This is a genomic window from Streptomyces sp. NPDC088354, from assembly GCF_044753585.1.
In the GTDB taxonomy this organism is placed as follows: Bacteria; Actinomycetota; Actinomycetes; order Streptomycetales; family Streptomycetaceae; genus Actinacidiphila.
Genome location: NZ_JBIVNJ010000007.1, coordinates 77,896 through 102,448, shown reverse-complemented (window position 1 = coordinate 102,448; position 24,553 = coordinate 77,896). Strand labels below are relative to the sequence as shown.

The following is a 24,553-nucleotide window of genomic DNA, read 5'->3' as shown; positions in this document are numbered from 1 at the left end:
TGCGTGGGGAAGAGGCGGAGCGATTCGGCGGTCTGCCGGCCGGTCAGGCCGGAGGCCGCGGGATGGGCGGTCTCCGGTTCCGGGGAAGTGGGCGTGACGGGCTCCGGTCCTTCGGCACGGCCGAGGTCCCGAAGGATCGTCCGTGGGTCATCGGCGCCCACCACGACGGCTCCGGGGACTCCCGCGCCGCGCCCGCATCGACGGACCGGCCTCCGCTTCGGGGCCGGCGACGACGTGCCCGACCGCGCCTTCGTCCTCGCCCGGCCCCTGCCGAGACGGTCCTCGCTCCCGGTGCCCGTCGCCTCCGACCGGGCGACCGCCGGTGGTGACCTCTCCGGGCTCCGCACGGGCGGCGGCGTCGAACAACACCGCCGGCGGCCGCGTCCCGAGGGCATGCGAACGTCCACGGAACCGCCACGCCCCCCCTCGCGCGGGAGCCCGGGGCACGGAAGGCCCTCCGGCTCGCGACCCGCCTTCCGCCGGGCAACACGTGGACGGCACGGGAGCGTTACCGCACGCACGTCGCGCTTCCCCGTGGTGTGACCGGCCGCGAGTGCGGGGGTGCGGCGTGCGGACACGCTGCGCCCCCGGCGCCTCGCGAAGCGCTCCCGGCCTCCACGGACGGCACGTACGCGGTACGCGGGCTTTCCCGCAGTCCCCGTACCGCGTAGCTGCGGGTGTCCCGCAGTCCCGCCCGGCAAGCCGTCGGCGACCGCGGCCGGACTTTACGGTGGCAGGGTAAGGGGTTCCCGGTGCCGCGTGGCACACGGACGCACGGCGCAGGCTCCGGGGACGCAATGGCTCCTGGCACTTCGCGAGGCCGTCGTGATCCAAGCATTCTGCACCGACGCCCAACCGCCCGAAGAGCGGACCGAGTACTGGACGGACGCCGTGGGCAGAGCGTTCATCCAGGTGGAGGTCCGCGCGCCAAAGGAGGCCATGATCCACGGTGCCATCCGGCAGGCATGTGTCGCGGGCGTCCAGGCCGGATTCCTCGAGGCGAGCCCGCAGCGCATGACGCGGACCGCGCCGCTCATCGCCGCGGACGGCGACGACTCGCTGGTCGTGAGCCTGCAACGGGCGGGTGCCGGCGTCGCGACCCAGGACGGCCGGGAGGTCCCGGTCGCGGCCGGCGAGCTCGTCATCCTCGACACGCGCAGGCCCTACGCCATGGACTTCTCCGGCCCGGTACGGCAGCACGTCGCCACGGTCCCGCGCGAGATGCTGGACCTCCCGGACTCGGCACTGTGCCTGGCCACCGGCCGGACCTACTCGACCGGTCAGGGCATCAGCGGCATCCTCGCGTCGTACGTGAACGGGCTCGTCACGGTGACGGACCACTGCATCTGCGCGCCGGCTCCGAAGGAGTTCCTCAAACAGGGGATCGTCGACGTACTGACGGCCCTGGTCGCGCTGGAGGGCGACATCAAGGAAGCGGCCACTCCCGCGGTCGAGGCTGACCTGTTGCTACGTCTGCGCGCCTACATCCGCTCCCACCTGCACGACCCCTCGCTCTCCCCCGCCTCACTCGCGGCCACGCACCACATCTCCGTTCGCTACCTGTACCAGCTCTTCCAGGGCGAGCCCATGACCGTCGGCCGGTGGATCCAGCGCCTCAGGCTCGAGGCCTGCCGCAGGGACCTCGTGCGCCCGGAACTCGCGGGCCAGACCGTGGCGGCCATCGCACACCGCTGGGGCTTCGCGAGCCACGCGCACTTCAGCCGCACCTTCCGGTCGGTCTACGGTGTCTCTCCCGCGGAGTGGCGTCAGGCCGGCCTCCTGCACGACGACACCGTCCTGCACGCCATCGCCGGCCGCTGACAGCTCGGCGGGCGATGAGCCCTGCCGCGACACCCCCTTGCACCGTGGCCCCCGCGCCGGGCCTCGGCGTGTCCGCGTGGGCCACGGGGCGGCCCCCGAAAGACGCCGATTCTCCCTCCACGACGACGCCCGGTTCTGATGCCGGGGGCCGCTGTCGGCCCGGCCCAAGTCCTGCGCGGGAAGATGCGCGACCGCGGGTTTGTTCAAAAACAAGTAGCATCGACTCTATGTTTACGAAGTCCTCGTGGGTCGTGAGTCGGGATGCCTGACCGCGGGCGGATGGGAGTGGCCATGGACAGGGGAAGCACGTGGATGGTGGGAGTGCATGTCCGCTCTGCCGCGGGGCGCGCTGTCCGCCACTTCTACCTGGTGCACGGCGCGGCCGACGGCGGCCAGGCCCGTACCGGGGCCGTCGGCGAGGCCTGCTGCGTCTCTCGGATCGCGGGTGGGCACCAGGCCTGCTCCGGCACACCGCGGGTGGAGGTCCAGCGAGTCGTCGAGGACCCGCTGGGCAGGATCGGACTCTCCGCCCCCTTGCCCGCCCAGGAGATGTGATGAGTCGCTCCTACGAACAGATCTGCCACATCGCCCGTGCGCTCGACGTGCTCGGGGAGAGGTGGACGCTGCTCATCGTGCGGGAGCTCACCCTGGGCCCTCGCCGCTACAGCGATCTGCTCGACGCCTTGCCGGGTATGGGGACCAGCCTTCTGGCCGCCCGCCTGAAGCATCTCGGGGCGTACGACGTGGTGCGCCGCACGACGCTGCGCGGCCCGGGGCACGCGGCGGCCTACGAACTCGGTGCGCGCGGTGAAGCCCTCCTGCCGCTGCTGGCCTCCCTGGCCTCCTGGGGCGGAGGCCTCGGGCCACCCCCGGCCGGATACGCCGACCGCGCCGCATGGAGCCTGGTCGCCATGCGGCTCACGGCGCCCGGGCGGGCGGCGGGTTTCACCACGCTCACCGAGCTGGTCGTGGGCGACGAGACGCTGTGGCTGCAGGGTGACGGTGAGCAGGTCCGAGCCGAGATCGGACCCGCGCCGATGAGGCCGGGCATGCGCCTGATCTGCGAGAAGGCCACGCTGTACGCCCTCGCGAGGGGCCGGGTCGCCGTCGATGACGCGATCGCTTCCGGCGACCTGGTCGTGGAGGGCGACGCCGACACCGCGCGCTTGTTCTTCGAGCTGTTCAGCCTGACCGACGGTGACCACGCGACGTCTTCGTGACCGCGTGCGGGGCGACGGCGGCGCCCGGTCGAGCTCGGCCGGACCCGCTCGGCACTCGCTCCCGTCCGACGGATCCGTACACACCGTCTCTCCCCTCCCCCGAACGCGGGGAGGGGAGCACTTCGAGGAGAGGCACCCATGATGACGACCCGTAACCTCCTGGTGATCGGCGCGACCGGCAAGACCGGCAGGCACACCACCGAGTTGCTGCTGCGGCGCGGCCACCGTGTCCGCGCGCTGGTCCGGCGCATCGACGAGCGCTCCGAGGGGCCGGCAGGGCTCGGCGCGGAGGTGATGGTCGGGGACGCCCTCGACCTGGGCCCCATGGCACGGGCGACCGAGGGGATCAACGCCGCCTACTTCACCTACCCGATCCTCCCCGGCCTCTGGACGCCACGGCGAACCTGGCCCAGGCCGCGGAGGAGAACGGTGTGGAGGCGATCGTGAACATGTCCCAGATCTCCGCCCGCCGCGAGGCCGCCGGCAACGCCGCACGACAGCACTGGGTCGCCGAACGCCTGCTGGACCGCTCCCCCTCCGCGGTCACCCACCTGCGTCCCACGTTCTTCGCCGAATGGCTGATCAACATGTGGGACGGAACCGATGAAATGCGCCTTCCTTTCGCGGACGGACGTCATGCCCCCATCGCCGCCGTCGACCAGGCGAGGGTGATCGCGGCGATCCTCGAGGACCCCGCCCCGCACGCCGGCACGATCTACCGGCTCTACGGCGCCGTCGAGCTCAACCACTACGAGATCGCCGAGGCGATGGCACGCGCCCTGGGCCGCGAGGTCACCTACGTACCGATCGGCCTCGAGGAGTTCACCGCCGCCCTGGACAAGCGCGGCGCCTCGCCCCACCTACGACCCGCTCGACGTCGAAACCTTCGTCACCCAGAACCGCGCCTTCTACGACAAGCGTTCGGCGTGAGACCGGCGGCGCTCCGGAACGTTCCCGGGGCCTCGGGCCGCCCGGCCTCGCCACGGACGCCGGTGAACGCCTGGTGCGGGGCCGGCGCCTTGCGGGTCGTCAGCATCCGGGGGACGCGGGATGAACGGAGAACTGCCCCGACCGGACCGGCTCGCCGCACGCCTGGCAGCGGACCTCGGCGACGAACACCGCGCCGCAGCCGTCATGGACGAAGTCGACCCGGGGCACGGCGTCCTCGCCGTGGGTGTCGCCCCATCGCTTGAGCACCAGGACGACGTGCCCGAGATCCCTCCCCTTCCGGGTGAGTTCGTACCCGGCCGGCCGGCCTTTCTCGGGCGGGAGCGGCCGCAGGATCCCGGCTGCGGTGAGCTTCCGGAGCCTTGAGGACAGGACGTCCCTCGGAGCTCCGACCTCCCGCAGGATGTCGGTGTAGCGCGAGGCACCGAAGGCGACCGCGCGCACGATGTGCAGGCACCACCGGTCGTCGATCGCGTCCAGGGCGACGGCCAGCGCATCCCGTTGTGGTTTGGATTTCAAACCGTCAAGTGTATGCTTTGCATGGTTCGACATTCAAACCATGCTACCCGAGAGGGTCGCGGCGGCACGGTGAACGAACGCGGCAGCGGGTCCGCCCGATGCCGCGTCAGCGCCTTCCGCCGGGGTCCTGCCGACCGTCGCACCGCCACCGCCGACGCCACCGCCGACGCCTTCTGCCACACCCCGGACCGGCCGGTGGCGCGTCGAGCGCACCGTGACGGCACCTGCCCTCGTCCACGGAGCTCCTCCGCTCCGCGCTCCCCACCCCAGCCGACAAGGAACCCCCCACCGTGACTCTCGTGAAGGCCGCCGCAGTCCAGATCAGCCCCGTGCTGTACAGCCGGGCCGGCACCGTCGAAAAGGTCGTGGCGAAGATCCGCGAACTGGGAACGAAGGGCGTCCAGTACGCCGTGTTCCCTGAGACCGTCATCCCCTACTACCCCTACTTCTCCTTCGTGCAGGCTCCCTACGCCATGGCCAAGGAGCCCCTGCGTCTGCTGGAGGAGTCGGTGACCGTGCCGTCCGCCGACACCGACGCGATCGCCCAAGCGGCCCGGGAGGCCGGCATGGTGGTCTCGATCGGTGTCAACGAGCGCGACGGCGGAACGATGTACAACACGCAGTTGCTCTTCGACGCCGACGGTACATTGATCCAGCGCCGCCGCAAGATCACGCCGACCTACCACGAGCGGCTCGTGTGGGGCCAGGGGGACGCCTCCGGCCTGCGCGCGGTGGACAGCGCCGTCGGCCGCATCGGCCAGCTCGCCTGCTGGGAGCACTACCAGCCGCTCGCGCGCTACGCCCTGATCGCCGACGGCGAGCAGATCCATGCCGCGATGTATCCCGGTGCCTTCGGCGGCCCGCTGTTCGCCGAGCAGATCGAGGTGAACATCCGTCAGCACGCGCTGGAAGCAGCGTGTTTCGTCGTCTGCGCCACCGCCTGGCTCGACAAGGACCAGGTGGGCCGCATCGCCGAGGACACCGGCGGCCCCGCGTTCTCCGGGGGCTTCTTCACGGCCGTCGTCGACCCCGAGGGCCGCGTCCTCGGCGAACCGCTCACGTCGGGCGAGGGGGAGGTCATCGCCGACCTGGACCTCGGTCTCATCGACCAGCGCAAACGGCTGATGGACGCGCGGGGCCACTACAGCCGCCCCGAACTGCTCAGCCTGCGGATCGACCGCACCCCGGCCGCCCACCTTCACGAGGGCGATGCGCAGGGGCCGCCCCACGGCATCCGGGCATGGGAAGGCGGACAGCCCGCCCCGACTCACTGACCTGCCGCCGGGCCGGATCGCCCGGGAACGCGATCCGGCCCGGCACGGCACGGCGGCGTGACCGTTGCCGCGCCGGCGCGGTCCGCGGTCAGCGGTCAGCGGCCGCCGCCGGTGCCCTCGAACAGGTCGCCCTCCCTTTCGCCGCCCCTCCAGGGCGGGTCCACCAGGATGTACTCCTCGACGGGATTCTCGTGTCCGGTGACGCTCAGCACCCGCAACAGGGCGGCGGCATCCGCCTGGCTGGCGTGTGCCGCCAGGGCACGCAGTTTGTGATCCCAGAAACCGGAGACATCCACCGTCGTGGTGACACTGTCGTCGTCGACGCCTGTCTCCGGGGGCGGCGTCCAGGCACCGGCTCCGAACGCCGCCTCGGCGCGGGCGCGGAGCGCCGTGAGACGGGACCGGGAAAGGGCGATGTAGTACAGCTTCGGGGTGCGTCGGTGAGGAGCCGCACCGCTGTCGCGAGGCGGAAATCCGCCCGCCTCCCGGACGCGTCCGACCGCGGCGACGGTCAGTTCGTGGGTGCGTATGTGATCCGGGTGGTGGGAGAGGCCGTTGGGCGGGTAGGTCACGATCACATCCGGCCGGTACTCGTTCATCAGTGCTTCGAGCCGCCGGACGATCGGCTCGCCCTCGAGTCTGCCGAAGGCGCGAGGGTCGATGTCCCTCACGGACCCGTGCATGCCGGAGTCCGGGTACCCCAGTTGCACCACCTCGCCGATTCCCAGCGCAGTCCTGGACATCGCCAGCTCGCGGGACCGCCGCGCGGCCACCTGCTTCGGCCGGTGGTCGCGGTGGCCCGGTTTGCGACCGTGGGTGTCGTCGCCCTGCCCGCCGTCGGTGCAGGTGACGAGAACGGTCCACATTCCCTCGGCCGCGTACCGCGCGAGGGTGCCGCCCGTCTGGCTCGCTTCGTCGTCCGGGTGCGCGTGAACGACCATCAGCGTCGGCCGGATCTCTGGTGTGTTCAATTACTCGGGCCCTTCCAAGGGAGCGACGAAAGTGGATAGGGATTAATCGGCTCCTGAGCCGCCGGGATTGGGCGGGAAAAGGCCGACATCCCGACGGTTGGACTTTCAAACCATACGTTGTTACGTTACCTGGGCACGCAGCAACTTCACAACACACCAGGAGTGGTGAACGATGATCAATGCAGAGCGAGCGCCCGCCGAGGAGAGTCCGGTGAGCCCCGAAAGCGCCCCTCGCGCAGAGGTACCCGCCGACAATCGAAGGGCTCGGTGGGTACTGGCCCTGGGAAGCCTCGGCGCTTTCGTGGTCTTCCTGGACACCACGATTGTGAACATCGCCTTCGAGACGATCAGCCACAGTTTCCACACCTCGGCCGGTCACCTCGCGTGGGTCCTCAACGCCTACAGCCTGGTATTCGCGGCCATGCTCATCCCGGCAGGGCGAGTGGCCGACCGGTACGGTCGCAAGAACGTATTCATCGTGGGCATTGCCGGATTCGCGCTGATGAGTGCTCTGTGCGGACTGGCGCCGAGCGCGGGCGTGCTGATCACCGCTCGTGCGCTGCAGGCGGTCTTCGCGGCACTCGTCGTCCCGTCGTCCCTGGCGCTCGTCCTCCATGAGTTCCCCGTGGCTCGCCGGCATGTGGCGATCGGCGTGTGGGGTGCGATGGCGGCGGCCGCAGCCGCGGTCGGCCCCACCCTTGGGGCGCTGCTGACCGAGTACGCCTCCTGGCGCTGGATCTTCCTGGTCAACGTCCCGATTGCCGCGGTGATCGTGGCGCTCGGCAGGCGTCTGCTCCATGAGTCCCGGGACCCGCAGGCCTCGGGTGTGCCCGACCCCCTCGGTGCGCTCCTCGTCGCCGTGATTCCCGCGCTCCTCAGCTTCTCCCTCATCGAGGGCCCCTCTCGCGGCTGGTCCGACACCTGGGTCGTGGGCGGCTTCGTCGGAGCGGCCCTCGCGCTTCCGGTCTTTCTGTGGCGCACGTCGAAGGCCGCGCGGCCTGTGATGGACCTCGCCCTGTTCAAGGAGCGTCAGTTCCGGGAAATCAACATCGCAACGCTTCTGTTCTCCACGGCCTTCTTCGGACTGCTGCTGGCCAACTTGATATTCCTGCAGACGGAATGGCACTACTCCGTCCTGCGTGCCGCGCTCGCGAGTTCCGCGGGTCCCATCGTCGTCACGGTCATCGCGCGTTCCACGACCAAACTCGCCACCGTGATCGGCCACCGGCGGGTGCTGCTCGCCGGAGCCGTCACCTGGGCCCTCGGCTGCCTCGGTTTCGCCCTTTTCGTGGACGCCTCACCCCACTGGGTCACTCACTGGCTGCCGTGGACCCTGCTCACGGGCGTGGGCATCGGCCTGACGCTGCCGGTGCAGTCCGGTGCGGCCGTCGCGAAACTCCCGCCGGCGCAGTTCGCCATCGGCTCCGCGATCAACTCCAGTTTCCGGCAACTCGGGGCGGTTCTGGGCGTCAGCATCTTCGTCGCGCTCCTGGGGACTTCCGAACTGGGCCCGGATGTCGGCAACTTCCAGAACACCTGGTGGGTATTCGCCGCTCTCGGCCTCACCGCGGGCATCGTCCAGGCCCTGCCCCGCCTGGGAGCACGCACCACCCCCTCCACACCCTGACAGGGGCGGAGTCCGACCATGCCGAATGACTCAATGCGGCGCACGCGGCGTTGCATTGAGTCACTCGCGCTCGAGCGCCGCGAACCCTGTCTTTCCCCCGTTGGCGCGGCCTTCGCCGGCCGCGCCGCCCGCGACATGACGAAGGGCGCCCATCGGCTCGCGCGTGACCACGAACCCGGACGCCCCTCGCGAGGATCAGGCGGCCGGCTTCCCCGTGACGTTGAGCAGCCAGGCGGTGCCGAACGTGTCGACGCACTGCCCGTGCAGGGAGCCCCACGCGGACGTGGCGAACGGCACGGTGACCGTCCCTCCCTCGGAAAGCCTGGCCCAGTAGTCGGTGAGGTCCGCCTCGTCCCCTCCGAGGGCCACCGAGAAGGAACCACCGGGCCGGTGCTCCTCCGGAGTCGGGGTGTCCGATCCCATGAGGACGACGCCTGCCGTCCCCTTCAGCATCGAGTGAGCCACCAGGCGCTCCTGGGCGGCGGACTCGGCTCGGTGGAGGTCGGCGAACGTGGCGATGTCCAGCGTGCCGCCGAAGACCGACTGGTAGAACTCCATCGCCTCGCGCGCGTTGCCGCCGAAGGTGAGATAGGGCGTGACTCGAGCGGTCATGACCGTCCTTCCATTTGGTTTGCTTTTCAAACCGTAACAGTGCGGGCGGACCGCCTTCAACAACCTCGACCCGCTGTGGTCGGGGCGGCATCACACGCCGAGGCCCGGATCGCCGGCCGCCGTGAGCCGACGGGAGAGGTTCCGCACGGCCCGGATGAGCTCCGCCACGCCCGGGGCGGCTCCGGCAGCCCGATGCCGGTCACCGCCCCCAGCTCGGCGCATCGAGAACAGCGCGCGGAAGCCGGGGAGGAGCTCAGGGGTCTCGGGGGTGGTGCCGAGGCCGACCGTTCCACAGGTGGCGACGGACCCGTGGCAACCCCTGACCGCCAGAGAGATCTTGCCCACGGCCGGCCGTCCAAGCGGTTGTACGCCAGGCGCATGAGCACAGCGCCGGGACCCTGCGGATACCGCTCGAATACCCGCGGCGCAGGACTCGGCCCCCTCGCCTCCCGCGGCACCGACGTCACGAACCCCCGCAGGACGGCCCACTGTTCAGCGGCAGGTCAAGGGCCTGCCGGACGAGTCCGGGAACCACGGTCCAACAGTGGGGTCGACGCGTGCCGGATGGCCGGGCACCTCGGCACCGGGGAACGCGAAAAGGTCCGGGGCCGGGGCGGCAAGGTCCGACTGCCCGCACCCCGCCCACCGCTCCCGCAGCGCGCCGAAGTCCTCGCCCTCAGCCGTCCGAGCGGACTCCCGGGCGTGGGTTGAACAACAGAGGACGGTTTGGTTCACAAACCGTGACTTGGTATACTCAAACATGCCCGAATACCCAGTGGTCCCCGGAAGGCCTTGCGCAGTCGCAGCCACGCTGGAACTGGTCGGCGACCGCTGGTCGTTGCTGATCGCCCGCGAGATCATGTTCGGCAACCGGCGCTTCAGCCAGATCGCCCGCAACACCGGCGCCCCGCGCGACCGGCTCGCCGCGCGGCTGAAGTCGCTCGTGGCCGACGGCATCCTCGAAAAGCACGAGTACCAGGCAACCCGGTTCGAGTACCACCTCACCGAGGCGGGCAAGGAGCTCTTTCCTCTGCTCATCGGCCTCCTCGCATGGGGCGACCGCTGGGCCGTCGAAGAGCCGCCCATGATCGTGGAGCACCACGGCCACCAGGTCCAGCCGACCACCGTGTGCGGCACCTGCGGGGAGACCGTCGACGGCCGCGGACTACACTGGACGCCCAATGCGCCGGGCTGGTCGATGGCCGGGCCCGAGGCGTAGCGCATCCGGAGCGTCGCGGACTCGCGCGATCGCTCCAGGGTTCGCGAATCAAACCGCATGAGGCTAGCGTGAGGGGTGGGACGCGGGCACCGGTGGCTGCGATCCCCCGGATCGTTCAGTGACTGCCTCAAGGGACCGACCATGGATGTAGTCGAGATGCTGACCAGCCGCAACGCGGACTACGCCCCCCACCGGTACACGCCGGGCCTGCGGATGATGCCCTCGCTCAGGACGATCGTCATCGGATGTGTGGATCCGCGTGTCGAGCCGACCGCGGTGCTCGGCGTGGAGCAGGGCGAGGTCGCCACCATCCGCAACGTCGGTGGCCGCGTCACGCCGGCGACGCTGAGGGAACTGGCGATGCTGCGCAAGGTCACTCAGGCCGCGGGAGGTGACCTCGGGCCGGGCTGGGATGTCGTCGTCCTCCAGCACACCGACTGCGGGATCACCCGGCTGGACGGTGAACTCGACATGCTCTCGGGCTACTTCGACGTCGACACGGACCACGTGGCCGCACAGGCCGTCACCGATCCGCGCCGGGCCGTCGCCCTGGACGTCGATACTCTGCGTGCCCAACCCGGGCTAACGGGCGTACGGGTGTCCGGACTCGTGTACGACGTGGCCACCGGGGAGGTGGACGTCGTCACGACGTCGTAGGGCCGGCGGAGGTCGGTCAGGGACGGCTCGATGCCGGCTCGCGCGCGGGCGGTCGCGCCGCCGCGCGACGCGGCAGCAGCAGGGGGGTCGCCAGCAGGAGTACACCGGCCAGGCCGATGGCGGGGCGCGGGCCGAGCAGGCCGCCCAGCACGCCCCAGACGCCGGTCAGCAGCGCGGTCGAGGCCTTGGTCGTCACCGCCCAGGCGGACAGCGTGCGGGCGACCCGGTCCGCAGAGGTGCGTTCGAGGCGGTAGGTGGCACAGACGGGGTTGAAGATCCCGCAGCAGAAGATGAGCCCGAGCTCGACGCCGATCACCAGCAGCAGCCCTCCGGTGCCCGGCCCCAGGAAGGCCAGGCCGACGGGCCAGACCGCGCGCAGCGCGCCCGCCGCGACCAGGACCTGGTGCTGTCCGAACCGGGTGACCAGCGGGCGGGCCAGCCGTGAGCCGATCAGCCCGCCGATCGAGGGCGCGGCGAAGGCGAGGCCGTACTGCCACGGGGCGAACCCGAGCCGGCCGAGCATCAGGACGGCCAGCAGTGGCTCCGCGGCCATCACCAGGCCGTTGAACAGGGCGGCGTTGAGGAACAGCGGACGCAGGCCGGCGTCAGCGAGGAGGTACCGCCAGCCGTCGAGCAGGTCGCGGGCCCGCATCCGCGGCGCGTCCTGGCGGACGGGCCGCACTTCGTGCCCGCCCGTGGCGCGGATGCCCAGGGCCGAGAGCAGGTAGCTGACGGCATCGGCCACCACCGTCACCACCGGACCGAGCAGGCCGATGGCGGCGCCGCCCAGCGGTGGTCCGATGATCGTGGTCGTCCAGGCCGTGGACTCGAACCGGGCGTTGGCGACGAGCAGGTCCTCGGCGGGCACCAGCGTCTTCAGGAACGCGCCGGAGGCCGCGCGGAAGGTGATGTCGCCCGCCGCGACGACGACCGAGACCAGCAGGAGCTGGAGGAAGGTGAGCACGCCGAGCGCGAACGCGGCGGGGACGGTCAGGAGCGCCGCGCACCGCACCAGGTCCATCGCGATCAGCACGGGCCGCTTGCGCCGGAACTCCACCCACGGGCCGAGCGGCACCGCCACGGCCGCGCCCACCGCGGTACCCGCGGAGGCGAGTGCGGCGACCTCGGCCGGGCCGGAGTGCAGCACCTGGATCGCGATGAGCGGGAACGCGCCGAAGGCGAGCCAGGTGCCGAGCGCGCTGGTCCCGTACGCCCCCCACATCCAACCGAACCGGCTCCCGAGCCGGTGCCCGCTCCTCATGTCCGACGCCCCTCGCCACTCGCCCGCACAACCGGTCCGCGATCGGTGACATCAAAGCGAGCACCGCACCCGGGGATCAAACAACCGCAGGGCCAGCGGGCACAACCAATGGTTGTGGCTCTAGGGTGTCGGCATGGACCTCGACACCGTCCGGACCCTCGTCGCCGCCGCCGACGCGGGACAGTTCCAGGAGGCCGCCGCCGAGCTGGGGGTCACCCAGCAGGCCGTCTCCAAGCGCATCGCCGCGCTGGAACGCGCCCTCGGCGTGCGGCTGTTCACCCGCACCGCGCGCGGTGTCGAGCTCACCATCGACGGGCAGGCGTTCCTGCCCCACGCGCGCGAACTGCTGCGCGTGGCCGAGCGCGCGGTCGCGTCCGTTCGCACCGGCCGCCGCGCGCTGCGCGTCGACATCATCGCCTCGCGCGGAGCGGCGTCGAAACTGATGCGCGGCTTCCACCGCGCGCGGCCCGAGATCGATCTCGACGTGGTGATGCTGTTCGACATAGAGACGGCCGTCGCCGCCATCCGGTCCGGTGAGATCGACGCGTCCTTCCGTGCCGTCGGCGCGCCCGGCCGGCCGCTTCCCGAGGACATCGAGTCCGTCCGGGTGCTCGACGAGCCGCTCGAACTCCTGACGGGCCCCGCCCACGCGCTGGCGGGCGCACGGTCGGTGACGGTCGCTCAGCTCGCAGGGCACCGGATCTGGATGCCCGGCATCGTTCCCGGCACCGAGTGGGCCGCCTACTACGACGCCCTGGTAGCCGAGTTCGGCCTCACCATCGAGGTGACCGGCCCCAACTTCGGTTCCGACGCCCTGCTCGACACCATTGCCGACACCCCGTCCCTGGCCACCTTCATGGGCAGGCACACCCTCCCCCAGGTCCCGCCGGCGAACACCCCCGGCGCCGGGCCCGGCGGCCAGGGCCTGCGCCGGATCCCGGTGACCGACCCGACGCCCGTGTACCCGCACTCGCTCCTGTGGCACCGCGACAACCCCCACCCGGCGCTGGCCACCCTCCGTACCCACCTGGCCGCCGCGGCGGCCGGCCGCGACGCGTCCGGGACCTGGGTGCCGGGCTGGGTGCTGCCGCGCTGAACCAGTCCTCATTGAGCCGCTCGACGAGCCGCGGAGTGGCGTACGGATGGGAGAAGCCGCCACCCGGATCCTCGGCACCGTATCCGTGGACGAACGGCACCGTGCCGTCCGGGACGGCGTTCGGGATCACCTCCAGGCCGGCCCGCCGCAGCGGCCGGTACACCTTTCGGTCGCGCTCCCGGATGCCCATCGGCGGCTGTTCTACCAGGCCCCGACCTCCCGTCACGCGGGTTCGGTGCCGACGACCACGACGGCCGGCTCCCGTCCGGCACCCCGGGAACCCCGGAGCCGTGGATCGCCGCACCGGTCGCCAGGGGCTGCCGCCGGCAAGGGGGCCGGCACGCGGTGCGGCCGGGGCGAGAGTCGGGTCTCGCCCCGGCCGCCGGCCGTCCGCTCGGTCCGCCGTTCACGACGGCGGCATCGTCACCGCAGCGTGTACACCGTGGGGATGGTCTGCCGGACGGTGTTGCCCTGGCTGTCGGTCGCGCTGATCCTCAGTCCGACGCCCTTGGCGGCCTGCTCCCGCCGCGGGTTCTCGATCGTCGTGGTGAAGGTGTTCTTCGCCGTGGCCCTGGTGGTCGCCGGGTGCCAGGTCCTGCCCCCGTCGAACGTGGTCTCCGCCTTCAGGGACGTCACCTTGGGAAGGGCCGCGAGGCTTTCCTGGTAGTAGCCGACGACGGTGACCTCGTGGGTCTCCCCCGCCCTGACGGTGTTGTCCAGGGCGAGACCGAAGTCGTAGCGCAGGAAGATCAGCGGCTCCGGACGGCAGGCCGCCGTGTTGCTGCCGGCCAGGTCGCCCATGCAGGGGCTCAGCTCGGGGGCGTCGCCCTTGGCCGGCTTGGCGGAGGTGTACTGCCACACGGTCTTGACGTCGTTGGTCTGCGTCTCGAACGTGTACCGGGCCGACTTCGCCGGCAGGTCGTAGGAGACGAGGTCTCCGCCCTTGCAGCCGGAGAGCGCCAGCATCACTGCGGCTGCGAGCACCATGAGGGCCCCTCCGCGGCGCCGCGCCGATGGCACACGGGTGTTCATCGTGTTGGTCTCCTTAGCGGGTTCGCGTGCCGTCACTGGCTCGTGTAGCTCTGGTCGGCGAGGTGCTCCGTGCGACGCCCGATCTCGTCACCGGACGCGTTCAGCAACCTGAAGTCGCAGGTGGAGTCGAGGTTCGGCAGGGTGGGCGAGGCGACCGGGCCGCACGCCGGGACATCGGCGAAGTCGTGCGAGATGAGCTCGTCGTCGACGATGCCGATCAGCCCCTGGCGGCCACCGCCGCTGCCCGTCAGGTACACGGTGGGGTAGAAGGTGTCGCCCTGCCGGCATCCCGAGCACGGTCCGGCCTTGACCGTGAAGCCGGACGCGGTCCGCACCTGCTGAGCCGCGCCCGGTACGGCCGGCCCCGCGTTCCAGTGGATCGCGTCCCTGCCGGTGAGGACCAGGTCGTTGACCTCGGTCCGGTTGTGGGCCAGGAAGGAGTCCGCTCCGTGCTCCGCCCAGGAGGCGGTGAAGCGGCTGATCGCGTTGTCCTGCCGCCTGACGAAGGTGGTCAGGGTCTGCCGCGTGGACGGGTGCGGCAGGCCCACCTGCGACGTGGCGGACGTGGCCGGGAACTGCTGCATCCAGCTCAGCTGGTGGACCTCGCCGGGACGTGCCGCGTGGAAGTACAGGTCGACCCGGTCGAGGTCGTGCTTCCCGACCCGGTAGGCGTTCGGCCGGATCTGCCCGTCGTCGTGGTAGGTGGCGGCGTACGCCCTGGGCACGACGCTGCCGCCGAGACGGATCCCGACATGCGACCGGGTCTTGAGCCGCTTGATCAGGCCCTCGGCCTCGGCGTAGGGCACGCTCACGATCGGCAGCGCGGCGTACGGCTGGATCTCCGGGCAGCTCTGCGGCCCGTCCGCGCACTGGTCGAGGTCCGAGGGACGGCCCAGCGAGGTGAGGTCCGGTGCCGCGACCAGCACACCGACGGCACCCGCGGCGGCCGCGGCCGCCACCCGCTCGTCCCGGAGCCTCGGGAAGTCGCAGGTGCCCTGGCAGAGGTCGGTCGGTGTCAGGAGTACGAGCTTGCCCCGGACATCGGCCTTCGCGAGTTCGGCGGCGGTCCCGGTGCCCGCGTCGACCACCGGCAGGTGGCCCTTGACCGGCAGCCGGGGAACCGGGATCGCGGCTTCGCGGAAGCTCGGGTCCCCGTCGTCGTGCAGCCACATCTGCGTCTCGGTGAGCGCGGCGTCCGGGGTCGCATAGCGGGCGGACAGGGTGGAGGAGGCACCGCCGCCGGTGGTCCGCAGGGTGACGACGGGAGTCGTGCGCACGCTGTAGAAGTCGTGGGTGAAGGTGCCCTCGCTCACCTTGCCGGTGGGCAGCACCCACCAGTTCGGTTCGGCGGCCCTGTACTCGGCCGAGAGCGCCGTGCCCATCGTCCACGCCCCGGTCGCCGAGACCCGGTTGGCGAAGTCGGTCGCGTTGTACGTTTCGGTGGCCTCCGGATACCGCACGCTCAGCGGCTCGGCCTTGCGCAGGTCCAGCGTGACCGTGGTCGCCTTGGTGAGGCTCACCTCCGGTGCGACCGGTTGGGCCTGCTGCCACTGGCCGGCCGCGTTCCGCCAGCTGACCGGCATCTGCACCGCGTAGCTGCCGCGGAAGAGCTGCTCGGTCATGGTGTCCGCGCCGACTTCGAAGACCTGGCCCGCGTGCAGGTGCACCTGGTCGTCGACCGGCATGAACGCGGCCGTGCCGTACCGGACGTCGGTGGCACCCACCGGGGGGACGACGTTCAGGGTCAGCGGGAACTTCTGCGCCTCGACGAAGGTGTGGATCCCCGAACTCAGCCGTATCGCGCCGGAGTCGTCACGGGCGCTCAGCAGCCCGTTGTAGCCGCCGTAGGCCCCGTCGGTGCCGAGCACCCTGCCGTCGAGCGTCACCGACACCTCGGCGGACCCGCCCGCGGGGACGACCACCTTGTCGGTGCTGAGGGTGAACAGCCCCGCCGCGGCCGGCCTGCCGTCGGCGAAGGAGACCGGCATCGTCAGATGCAACGTGGCCGCCTCGTCACCGCGGTTGGTGTACGTGATCTTCTTTGTCACCGGCGCGTGCGGGTAGGCCAGCCGGTCGAAGTTCAGGTTTCCCTTCGGGACGATCCGCGGGTTGGTCGCGGTCGCGAGGTCCACCCGGCCCCTGCCCTGGGCGTACATGTCGTGTCCCAGGTCGGCGGCCGTGTCCATCAGCAGCGCCTTGATCTGCTGACCGGTCAGCTCCGGGTGCTGCTGGGCGACGATCGCCGCGGCGCCGGCCACGTGGGGCGTGGCCATCGAGGTCCCGCTGGCCGTGGTGTAGTACTGGTCCACCGGCGTGCCCATGGTGGTACCGGCGGCGCGCGCCGCCACGATGTCGACGCCCGGAGCCGCGATGTCGGGCTTGGCGGCGCCGTCCCCGATCCGCGGCCCGCGGTTGGAGAAGTCGGCCATCGCGTCGCTCTTGTCGACGGCCGCCACGGTCAGGGCGTCGTCGGCGGAACCCGGCGCGACCACCTTCTGGTGGACGAAACCGGAGTTGCCGGCCGCGACCACGAACAGCGTGCCGGTGCTGCGGCTGAGCTCGTTGAGCGCCTGGCTCATCGGGTCGGTGCCGTCGGTGGGATCGCCGCCCAGACTCATGTTGACGACCTTGGCGCCCGAGTGGGCGGCCCAGTCCATGGCCGCGATGATCCCGTCGTCCGGGCACTGCCCGTTGTCGTCGCAGACCTTGCCGACCAGGAGCTTGGCGCCGGGGGCGACACCCTTGCGCAGCCCCTTGGACGCGGCGCCGCTGCCGAGGACCGTGGACGCCACGTGGGTGCCGTGTCCGTGCCCGTCCTTGGCGCCCGTGGGACTGCCGGTGAAGTCGACCTGCCCGACGATGCTGCCGGACACGTCCGGGTGGGTGGCGTCGATGCCGGTGTCCAGCACCGCCACGGTCACGCCAGTGCCGTCGTACCCGCGTTCCCACGCGACGGGAGCGCCGATCTGCGGTACGGACTGCTCCAGGTCGACATGTGCCAGGCCGTTGAGCCAGACCTTCTTGACCCCCGCCAGGGAACCGGCGGACCGGGCGGCGGACGTCGAGTCCGTCTTGCCCTGTACGCTCTGCCACCACTGTCCGTTGTCGGCGATGTTCAGCGAGCGGCCGTTGATGCTCGGCAGCGACCTGCCGCCCGACGCCCCGGCGACCTTCCGCGACCTGTCCGCCCCGGCCGTGCCGGTGTACGTCACGAGCACCGGCACCGCGTCGGCCCTGCCCGCCGCGACGAGCGTCACCAGCTGGCTCAGGTCGAAGAGGCCCCAGTCGAGCAGTCCCTTGCCGACCAGCGCGAGGGCGTCGTCCGGTACGACGTACACCTTGCCCTGGCGGGTGAGGGTGTGGAACACGACCGGCGGTCCGTCGGGCCGCGTCGCGCCGACGATGTCGCGGACGACCGGCGTGCCCTTGTCGTCGACGCCGACGCGTACCTTGTCGCCGGTGATCAGCGTCACCTGCACGGTCCCACCGGACGCGGAGACGATCCGCGCCAGGTCGCCGTCGGCGGTCACCGTACGGCCCTTCGGCTGTACGACACCGGTGGACGGCGTCTGCCGGGCCGGCTCGGCCGCGTGGGTCGCGGTGGTCGACACGACCATGCCGAAGACGGTCAGACCGACGGTCACCGCGCCAAGGCGTCTGCTCAGACGCTTCCTTGCGCTGCGCCTCATCTATGGGCCTCCTGTGAGCTGAATGACGGTGTATCGGGGGGAGGTTCGGCGTGGAGACGTGCGGGCCGCCGGCGATCGGGCTTCCGGTGCGCACGAGGACCGCGCCCCTCACCGGCGGACCGGATCGGGTTGGGCCTCGCGCCTTCGGCGATCGCGGTCCGACCCTGGGCCCCCGCGCTAGAGCGGTTCGTACTCGCCGGCAACAGCGGCGTCACCCGCGTCCTCGGTGGTCGGGGCGTGAGCCGGGTCGGCCTGCGGTACTGCCGGTACCGGTTCGTCCTTCGCACGGTGTGCTGAAACGGCCGGGCCGTCTGCCGGTTCGGGTGTCAGCGGTTCTGCGGGCAACATGGGCACGAGTGTGCAACCGGGCCCCGCCGCGGCTCGATTGGTCAGATGCGGGAATTAACTCGCCGTTCGCTCGCGTGTCTTTCTTTCGTCCACGGCGACGGCGGTGAATTCACTCGTCGCCCGGCGGCGTTCTCCCCTGCTCTCCGACGAGTCCCAGTTCAACGACCCTGAGCGCGAGTCCGGTCCGCGACGTCACCCGCAGTTTGCGCATGGCCGACCTCAGCTGGCTGGCCACGGTCTGCGTCGACACCACGAGCACGTCGGCGATCTGACGGTTCGTCCGGCCGTCGAGCAGCAGGCGGGCGACCTCCAGCTCGCGCGGGGAGAGCCGGTTGCCGTAGCCGGGCCGTCCGCGGCCGCGCGTCTCGCGGGCGTCCCCTCCACCCCGCTCGTCCAGGAACGCCGTGACCCGGTCGGCGTCGTTGCGGGCGCCGAGCTCCGACAGCGCCCGCGCGACGCCGGACAGCACCGTCAGCCCGGCCTCGTCCCGGCCTTCGGCGAACAGGCAGCGGGCGTGGCGCTCCCGCGCGAGCAGCGCGTCGTAGGGGCGCGGCAGTGCCTGCCAGGCGTCGGCCGCCCGGGCGAACAGCGAGGCGGCCTCGGCGAGCCGGCCGTCGGCTTCGGCCAGGAGGGCGCGGCACAGCACCAGGGAAGCCTGCGGTGCCGGGGCGTCCTTGCCGCCCAAGGCCCTTTCGAAGCCGCTCACCAGGTCCGCGGCGTCGCCGAGGCGATCCGCGGCGACCAGGGCCGCCACCCGTACCGGGGCGAACTCGACGGCCCTGGTCCAGATCCCACTGCCGAGGGCGATCTCGGCCACCTCGTCGGTGAGCCGGATCGCCTCGGCGGCATCTCCGTCACGCAGACGCATCTGTGCCAGCGCGGTCGTGGCCTCGATCCGCTGCTGGTCGTCGCGTCCGGCGAACCGCAGACGTTCCTCCGCCGCTCCGCGGTCCCCGGCGGCGCCCTGGATCAGGCCCGCCACGAGGGCGGCCTCGCACCGGTCCTTCAACCGCACCCCCTCGTCGTCGTCGACCAGGCGCGCCGCCCGTTCGGCGAGTCCCGTCCAGGCACCGGTGAACCAGTCGAGATGGGCCCGGGACGAGGCGATGCTGGCGAGGTACTCCAGGAACTCGTGGCGCTCGGCGAGCGCCGAGGCCTTGGCCAGTCGTGACCTGGCCTCCTCGTACCGTCCCCAGCGCATCGCCTCCTCGCCGACGTTCGTGTGCCCGACCGCGACCATCGCGGCCTCACGCGAGCTGGCGACGTCGTCCGGGATCCGCCGGGCCGCCTCCCACCCGGCTTCCTCACCGAGCATGAGCAGCGCGAAGGCCCGCTCCACCGAGAGGCGCATGCGGTCGTGGGGCGCGATCGACGGCGCCATCTCGGGTGCCTCGTGCAGCCAGCGCAAGTGTTCCGAGACCGGCCGCGCGTTCCCGAGGGGGAGGGCGAGGAGGATGCGGGCCCGCGCCCCTTCCAGCGAGTCCGGCGTCAGGTGGGGCACGGCTCTCAGCAACTCGGTCCGGCCCGCCTCGATCTCTCCTCCCACCATGAGCACCCGGCCGATCTGGAAGCGGACCAGGGCCTGCTGTCCCGGCGTCAGGGCCTGGGTGCGCAGGGCCGAGCGCAACAACTCGATGATCTTCGAATGAGGGTCGGAGCCGGGCAGCGACTGGAACTGGATCTTCGTCACCATCGCCACCAGCGGTTCCACCGGCAGAGTGACGCTGGTGACCAGGCTGTGGAGCAGCAGTGCCGAGGTGGCCACGTCGCCGGACTGCGTGGACAGGTCGGCCGCCCGCTCGGTCCACCGGCACGCCGCACCGGCCTCGCCGGCCAGCCGGAAGTGCCGTGCCAACTGTGCCACCGGCGGGAGCGGCCATTTCTCCAGCGCCCGGCCGGCGCGCAGATGCATGGCACGGAGTTCCTGGGCCGGGATGGTCTCGTACACGGCGTGGCACGCCAGGGAATGACGGAACGACCACTGCCCCGGCCCGGCCTCGCGCAGCAGGCCGGACCCCATGGCCTCGGCCGCCTGCGCGGTGAACCGGTCCTCGGGCAGCCCGGTCACCGCCCGCAGCGTCGGGTAGTCGGCCGGCCCGGAGAGCACGGAGACCGCGTACAGGACCGCACGGGTGTCGGGCCGCAGGCGCCCGACGCGTTCCAGCATGGCGTCGCGGATCGTGGGGGGTACCTCGATGCGGTCCAGCCGGCGGCGCGCCCACCCCCCGTCCTGCCGGATCAGGTCGGCGCGGTCGTGCAGCAGCCGCACCGACTCCTCCACCGCCAGCGGCACACCCTCCGTGCGTGCGTGCAGGAAGGCGGCGAACTCGGTCGACACGTGCTCGCCGGCGAGCATCGAAGAGATGACTTCGGCGGTCTCGCGGACGTCCAGCGGTTGCAGGGTCATCCTGACCAGGCGCGCGTCGGCGGGTGGCCGGGAGGTGAGCCGCAGCAGCAGGGAGCCGGGCGCCACCTCCTCACGCCGGTACGTGACGACCACGCTCACCGGCTGGGGCCGGCGCGAGACCAGGAACAGCAGGAACTCCAGGGTGGCTTCGTCCGCCCAGTGCACGTCCTCGAGCACCAGCACGGCCACCCCCAGCCGGCTGAGCACCTCCACGAAGGCGCGGAACAAACGGTGCCGGGCGGCGGTCGGGTCCTCCAGCGGTTCCGGTGCCGGAGGCAGGTCGGCGGCCCACTCGGGGAACAGCGGCCGCAGCGCGCCGCCCAGGCCGCTCAGGCGCAGCCCGGACACGCCGCCGACGCCGTCGCGCACCGCGTCCACGACCGCGCCGAGCGTGTACGGCACGCGCAGCTCCGGGCAGGCACCGACCAGGGCACGACGCCCTCGCTCGGCCTGGGACGCCAGCATCTCCCGTACCAGCCGGGTCTTGCCGATGCCCGCCTCACCGTCGATCAGGACCACGGCGGGCGGTTGCGCGAGTGCCGCGCCGAGCGCGCCGACCTCACGGTCGCGCCCGACGAACCGCGGCACGGAAAGCGTCGGGAGCGGACCGCCACCGCTGTTGGCCCGTCCCACCCACACCCGTCCCCTCGGTCGACCAGCCTGCGCCTGCGCCGACTTTAGCCGTGAACGATCACGTGGGAAGCGGTTCGGGCCAGATATTTGACCCGGCAAGTGCTCGGTCGGGACCTTCGGTCGGACCGCCTCCGGGGGCGGTCCGACCGAAGGGCCTGTGCGTCAGCCGTCCATCAGGTCCGGGTAGGGGCAGGGCTCCAGCGGGGCGGACGGCCGGTCCGCCCACTTCCACCAGACATGCCGGTTCGCGCAGCCCCAGACGATCCGGCAGATGCGCCGGTCGTCCTCCTCGCGGTGGCAGAGCGCCATCGCACCGGCCACCAGCCGACCGCCGCACCGGGGACAGACGGGTCCCTTTCCTGCGCTGTCGGTCACGACAGGATCTCCACGAACCCGTCGGTCCCGTGCACACGGATCCGCTGCCCGTCCCGGATCAGCCGGGTGGCTCCCGCCACGCCCACGACGGCCGGCAGGCCGTACTCCCGGGCGATCACCGCGCCGTGGGTCATCACGCCGCCGACTTCCGTCACCAGGCCCGCGACGGCGACGAACAGCGGCGACCAGCTGGGGTCCGTGAAGGCCGTGACCAGGATGTCGCCCGCCTCGAGATCGGCGTCCCCGATGTCGAGGACGACGCGGGCCCGTCCCTCGACGGTCCCGGCGGAGACCGGCACGCCGGCCAGGGCGCCGGCCGGCACGTCGTCGCGCCGGTACGCCCCGGTGAGGGCCTCGCCGTCCGAGGTGAGCACGCGGGGCGGTGTGAGCGCCTGGTACGACCGGAACGCGTCCTTGCGCTGCCGGATGAGCCGGCCGTCCACCTGGTGCGTGCGCACGACCTCGTGGAGTTCCTGGAACGTGAGGTAGTGGATGTCCTCCTTCTCGGCGAGCACACCGGCCCGCACAAGGCGCTCGGCCTCTCCCAGCAGGGCCCGCTTGTACACGAAGTAGCGGCTGACGATGCCGTACTTCGGGTACTCCCGGTACCCGATGAAGGTTCTCACCCGGTCGATCATCCGCTGGGTCTCGTCGGCCTTCCGGTCCCCGTCCGGCAGCGCCCGCAGGCGTGACAGCACGTCCTGTTCCTTCTGCCGCGCCTTCCGGCGCCCTTCCTCGAAGCGCCGCCGGGCGGCGCCCGGCTCGAAGTTCCTGACGTTGTCGAGGATCACGGGCACGAGCGTGGCGGGCCGCTCGCGCCAACGTGGCCGCGTGATGTCGATCTCGCCGACGCAGCGCATGCCGTACCGGTCGAGATAGGTCTCGATGGCGTCGCGCGCTTCGGTCCCGCCCGCGAGCTTCGGCAGTTCGTCCAGGAATGCATGGTCCTCGATGTCGTGGACGCCCTGGACGCCCTGGACGCCCTGGACGCCCTGGAGGAACGCCACCACCTCCGGCAGGGGGCGGATCACGTCCGCGACGTCGAGCAGCGCCAGTCCCATCTCCGACGTGATGTTGTCGGGGGCGGAGAGCGTGAGCGTGTCAGCCGCGTTCTTCTCGCCCAGCCACTCCCGCAGCTTGTCGTTGAGCCACCAGGTGGCCTCCATCCCCGCCATGATCACCTGCATGTTCAGGGGATCGCCGAGCGCCCGCTTGTGCTCCTCGAAGGCCTCCAGCAGGAAGTCGAACAGCGCCGGGCCGGTCTTCGCCCGGATGTCGCGCTCCAGGGCGGCGACGGATACCTCGCTGCGCTCGATCAGCTCGGTGACGATGGCCGGATCGGTCTCGATCGGGGCGGCGGCAGCACCGAACGGGGGCCCGCCGGGACCCGCGTCCGGGAGGGACGGCACGAAGTCGTCACGGTCGAGGACGGTCTCCAGGGCGTCCCTGACCAGCGGATCGCCCTTCCCCATGATGTCCAGGAGGGCGGCGCGGCTCGCGGGCGAGGCCAGGCGCCGGGTGGCGTCGACGAAGAGCCTCCCGCCGGCCGCGTGCATCGGCGCCATGGCCGTCAGCTGCCACATGGACAGCCCCAGGGGCTTCATGGGGTCGGTCATCATCTGCTGATGACCGACGGAGACGTAGACGTGGTTCTCCTCGTCGTCCGCCTCGGGAACAGGGAAGAGCGTCGTGATGGGCCGGCTCTGGACGATCCGGAACCCCTCGTCGTCCAGGCACCATTCGATGTCCTGAGGGCGGCCGAAGTGGGCTTCGATCCGGCGCCCGAGCTGCACGAGCCGTACCACCTGCTCATCCGTCAGCGCCGGTTGCTGCTGCCGCCACGCGTCGATCGCCACTTCCTGCGTACCGCCCGCGGGAAGGGCCTGAACGGCACGCCGCTTGGCGGCGATCGCCCTGGTGACGACTTGGCCGTCCCGCACCGTGTGGACATCCGGGTTCACCAGGCCGGAGACCAGGGCCTCACCGAGGCCGAAGCCCGCGTCCACGGTGGCGACCTTCCGGTTGCCCGTGACGGGGTCGGCCGTGAACAGGATGCCGGACGCGTGCGGGACGACCATCCGCTGCACGACCACGGCCATGTGGACCGCACGGTGGTCGATGCCGTTCCGCCGGCGGTAGATCACGGCCCGCTCGGTGAACAGCGAGGCCCAGCACCGGCTGACGTGCCGGAGGACCGCCGCCGGCCCGACGACGTTCAGGTACGTGTCCTGCTGACCGGCGAAGGAGGCCGTCGGCAGGTCCTCCGCCGTCGCGCTGGAGCGTACGGCCCAGGCGGCCTGCTCGCCGAGCCGCGCGAGGGCACGGGTGATCGCCGCCGCGAGATCACCCGGGATGGCGGTCTCTTCGATGTCCCGGCGAATCCGCGCGCTGAGCGCGCGGATCGCCTCCCGGTCGTCCGGGTGCGAGCGCGCCAGCTGATCGAGCCGATCCTCGATCGACGGCGCCTCCGCCATGATCCGCCGGAAGGCGTCCGTCGTCACGCAGAAGCCGGCCGGCACGCTGATGCCCTCGATCCGCGACAGCCCACCCAGGTGCGCGCCCTTGCCGCCGACGAGCGCGACCTGCGTCTCGTCGACCTCTTGAAGATCCCATACGTACTGCTCAATCACTGCGATCCCTCCGAGGCAGCCGTGCTCCGCCGCACCGCGGTGACCGGTCGCATCGCCGGCGCCTCCCACTCCGTCACTCCGTCGAACCTCTTGCCGAGCACGTCCTCGTCCCTGGTCGTCCCGCGTCCCCCGTCGTGTCCTCGTCTCCGCCGAATGCGGCATCGGCCGACGATTGTGCGCCCTGACCCGGGCCTTGCGGCAAGGCCCCCCGTGC

Annotated in this window: 19 protein-coding genes; 9 read left to right on the top strand and 10 right to left on the bottom strand. The window is 71.6% G+C overall.

What is annotated here, in order from left to right; translation table 11 throughout:
* The first annotated feature begins 759 nt into the window (after positions 1-759).
* The 4 genes from ACIP98_RS13705 to ACIP98_RS13690 all read left to right on the top strand — a co-directional run bounded on the left by ACIP98_RS13705 (position 760) and on the right by ACIP98_RS13690 (position 3,488).
* Positions 760-1,821: a helix-turn-helix domain-containing protein gene (locus tag ACIP98_RS13705; protein WP_401975761.1), complete on the top strand. Its 1,062-nt coding sequence runs from the start codon at positions 760-762 to the stop codon at positions 1,819-1,821.
* Between the two features lie 312 nt (positions 1,822-2,133).
* Positions 2,134-2,376 carry a hypothetical protein gene (locus ACIP98_RS13700; RefSeq protein ID WP_319657729.1) on the top strand — a complete coding sequence of 81 codons (243 nt, stop codon included), beginning with the start codon at positions 2,134-2,136 and terminating at the stop codon, positions 2,374-2,376.
* Positions 2,376-3,041 (top strand): helix-turn-helix domain-containing protein, encoded by a 666-nt coding sequence (locus ACIP98_RS13695; RefSeq protein ID WP_319657730.1) that lies wholly within the window; start codon positions 2,376-2,378, stop codon positions 3,039-3,041. The genes ACIP98_RS13700 and ACIP98_RS13695 overlap by 1 nt, the downstream gene beginning before the upstream one ends.
* Before the next feature lie 138 nt (positions 3,042-3,179).
* Entirely contained in the window at positions 3,180-3,488 is a 309-nt protein-coding gene (locus ACIP98_RS13690; protein WP_319657731.1) for an NAD(P)H-binding protein, read from the top strand.
* A gap of 582 nt (positions 3,489-4,070) precedes the next feature.
* Here ACIP98_RS13690 and ACIP98_RS13685 read toward each other — a convergent pair.
* Positions 4,071-4,508: a helix-turn-helix domain-containing protein gene (locus ACIP98_RS13685; RefSeq protein WP_319657732.1), complete on the bottom strand. Its 438-nt coding sequence runs from the start codon at positions 4,506-4,508 to the stop codon at positions 4,071-4,073.
* Positions 4,509-4,798: 290 nt separating this feature from the next.
* Here ACIP98_RS13685 and ACIP98_RS13680 point away from each other — a divergent pair, with 290 nt between their 5' ends.
* On the top strand, positions 4,799-5,782 hold the full coding sequence (locus ACIP98_RS13680) for a nitrilase-related carbon-nitrogen hydrolase (protein WP_319657733.1): 984 nt from the start codon (positions 4,799-4,801) through the stop codon (positions 5,780-5,782).
* A gap of 95 nt (positions 5,783-5,877) precedes the next feature.
* On the opposite strand, the gene ACIP98_RS13675 is transcribed toward ACIP98_RS13680, so the two are convergent.
* Positions 5,878-6,753 (bottom strand): PIG-L family deacetylase, encoded by an 876-nt coding sequence (locus ACIP98_RS13675; RefSeq protein WP_319657734.1) that lies wholly within the window; start codon positions 6,751-6,753, stop codon positions 5,878-5,880.
* Positions 6,754-6,964: 211 nt separating this feature from the next.
* Here ACIP98_RS13675 and ACIP98_RS13670 point away from each other — a divergent pair, with 211 nt between their 5' ends.
* Positions 6,965-8,380: an MFS transporter gene (locus ACIP98_RS13670; protein WP_319657735.1), complete on the top strand. Its 1,416-nt coding sequence runs from the start codon at positions 6,965-6,967 to the stop codon at positions 8,378-8,380.
* A gap of 195 nt (positions 8,381-8,575) precedes the next feature.
* Here ACIP98_RS13670 and ACIP98_RS13665 read toward each other — a convergent pair whose 3' ends face one another.
* Complete coding sequence (locus ACIP98_RS13665; RefSeq protein ID WP_319657736.1) at positions 8,576-8,992, bottom strand: VOC family protein; 417 nt, start codon at positions 8,990-8,992, stop codon at positions 8,576-8,578.
* A gap of 90 nt (positions 8,993-9,082) precedes the next feature.
* Positions 9,083-9,337 carry a hypothetical protein gene (locus ACIP98_RS13660; protein WP_401975754.1) on the bottom strand — a complete coding sequence of 85 codons (255 nt, stop codon included), beginning with the start codon at positions 9,335-9,337 and terminating at the stop codon, positions 9,083-9,085.
* A 415-nt stretch (positions 9,338-9,752) separates the two neighbouring features.
* Between ACIP98_RS13660 and ACIP98_RS13655 the strand changes: the two genes are divergently transcribed.
* Together ACIP98_RS13655 and ACIP98_RS13650 are read left to right on the top strand one after the other, a co-directional pair.
* Entirely contained in the window at positions 9,753-10,211 is a 459-nt protein-coding gene (locus ACIP98_RS13655) for a helix-turn-helix domain-containing protein (protein ID WP_319657737.1), read from the top strand.
* Between the two features lie 141 nt (positions 10,212-10,352).
* Positions 10,353-10,868: a carbonic anhydrase gene (locus tag ACIP98_RS13650; protein ID WP_319657738.1), complete on the top strand. Its 516-nt coding sequence runs from the start codon at positions 10,353-10,355 to the stop codon at positions 10,866-10,868.
* A gap of 16 nt (positions 10,869-10,884) precedes the next feature.
* Here ACIP98_RS13650 and ACIP98_RS13645 read toward each other — a convergent pair whose 3' ends face one another.
* Positions 10,885-12,129: an MFS transporter gene (locus ACIP98_RS13645; protein WP_319657739.1), complete on the bottom strand. Its 1,245-nt coding sequence runs from the start codon at positions 12,127-12,129 to the stop codon at positions 10,885-10,887.
* A gap of 133 nt (positions 12,130-12,262) precedes the next feature.
* Here ACIP98_RS13645 and ACIP98_RS13640 point away from each other — a divergent pair, with 133 nt between their 5' ends.
* Positions 12,263-13,225, top strand: coding sequence for a LysR family transcriptional regulator (locus ACIP98_RS13640; protein ID WP_319657740.1), 963 nt, complete (start codon positions 12,263-12,265; stop codon positions 13,223-13,225).
* 423 nt (positions 13,226-13,648) lie between these two features.
* On the opposite strand, the gene ACIP98_RS13635 is transcribed toward ACIP98_RS13640, so the two are convergent.
* The 5 genes from ACIP98_RS13635 to rph form a co-directional block, all read right to left on the bottom strand.
* A complete protein-coding gene (locus ACIP98_RS13635; RefSeq protein ID WP_401975749.1) occupies positions 13,649-14,212 on the bottom strand; it encodes a hypothetical protein in 564 nt (187 codons plus the stop codon).
* A 77-nt stretch (positions 14,213-14,289) separates the two neighbouring features.
* A complete protein-coding gene (locus ACIP98_RS13630) occupies positions 14,290-17,901 on the bottom strand; it encodes a S8 family peptidase (RefSeq protein ID WP_401975747.1) in 3,612 nt (1,203 codons plus the stop codon).
* A 502-nt stretch (positions 17,902-18,403) separates the two neighbouring features.
* Positions 18,404-21,289 carry an AAA family ATPase gene (locus ACIP98_RS13625; protein ID WP_319657743.1) on the bottom strand — a complete coding sequence of 962 codons (2,886 nt, stop codon included), beginning with the start codon at positions 21,287-21,289 and terminating at the stop codon, positions 18,404-18,406.
* A gap of 207 nt (positions 21,290-21,496) precedes the next feature.
* Positions 21,497-21,709, bottom strand: coding sequence for a dehydrogenase (locus ACIP98_RS13620; RefSeq protein ID WP_319657744.1), 213 nt, complete (start codon positions 21,707-21,709; stop codon positions 21,497-21,499).
* A complete protein-coding gene (gene rph / locus ACIP98_RS13615; RefSeq protein ID WP_401975744.1) occupies positions 21,706-24,339 on the bottom strand; it encodes a rifamycin-inactivating phosphotransferase in 2,634 nt (877 codons plus the stop codon). The genes ACIP98_RS13620 and rph overlap by 4 nt, the downstream gene beginning before the upstream one ends.
* Positions 24,340-24,553 lie beyond the last annotated feature (214 nt).

Bases quoted from the DNA above. Each gene is read 5' to 3' on its own strand.
- ACIP98_RS13665 (WP_319657736.1), bottom strand. From the start codon at position 8,992: ATGACCGCTCGAGTCACGCCCTATCTCACCTTCGGCGGCAACGCGCGC.
- ACIP98_RS13700 (WP_319657729.1), top strand. From the start codon at position 2,134: ATGGTGGGAGTGCATGTCCGCTCTGCCGCGGGGCGCGCTGTCCGCCAC.
- ACIP98_RS13655 (WP_319657737.1), top strand. From the start codon at position 9,753: ATGCCCGAATACCCAGTGGTCCCCGGAAGGCCTTGCGCAGTCGCAGCC.
- ACIP98_RS13690 (WP_319657731.1), top strand. From the start codon at position 3,180: ATGATGACGACCCGTAACCTCCTGGTGATCGGCGCGACCGGCAAGACC.
- ACIP98_RS13635 (WP_401975749.1), bottom strand. From the start codon at position 14,212: ATGGTGCTCGCAGCCGCAGTGATGCTGGCGCTCTCCGGCTGCAAGGGC.
- ACIP98_RS13650 (WP_319657738.1), top strand. From the start codon at position 10,353: ATGGATGTAGTCGAGATGCTGACCAGCCGCAACGCGGACTACGCCCCC.
- ACIP98_RS13695 (WP_319657730.1), top strand. From the start codon at position 2,376: ATGAGTCGCTCCTACGAACAGATCTGCCACATCGCCCGTGCGCTCGAC.
- ACIP98_RS13645 (WP_319657739.1), bottom strand. From the start codon at position 12,129: ATGAGGAGCGGGCACCGGCTCGGGAGCCGGTTCGGTTGGATGTGGGGG.
- ACIP98_RS13640 (WP_319657740.1), top strand. From the start codon at position 12,263: ATGGACCTCGACACCGTCCGGACCCTCGTCGCCGCCGCCGACGCGGGA.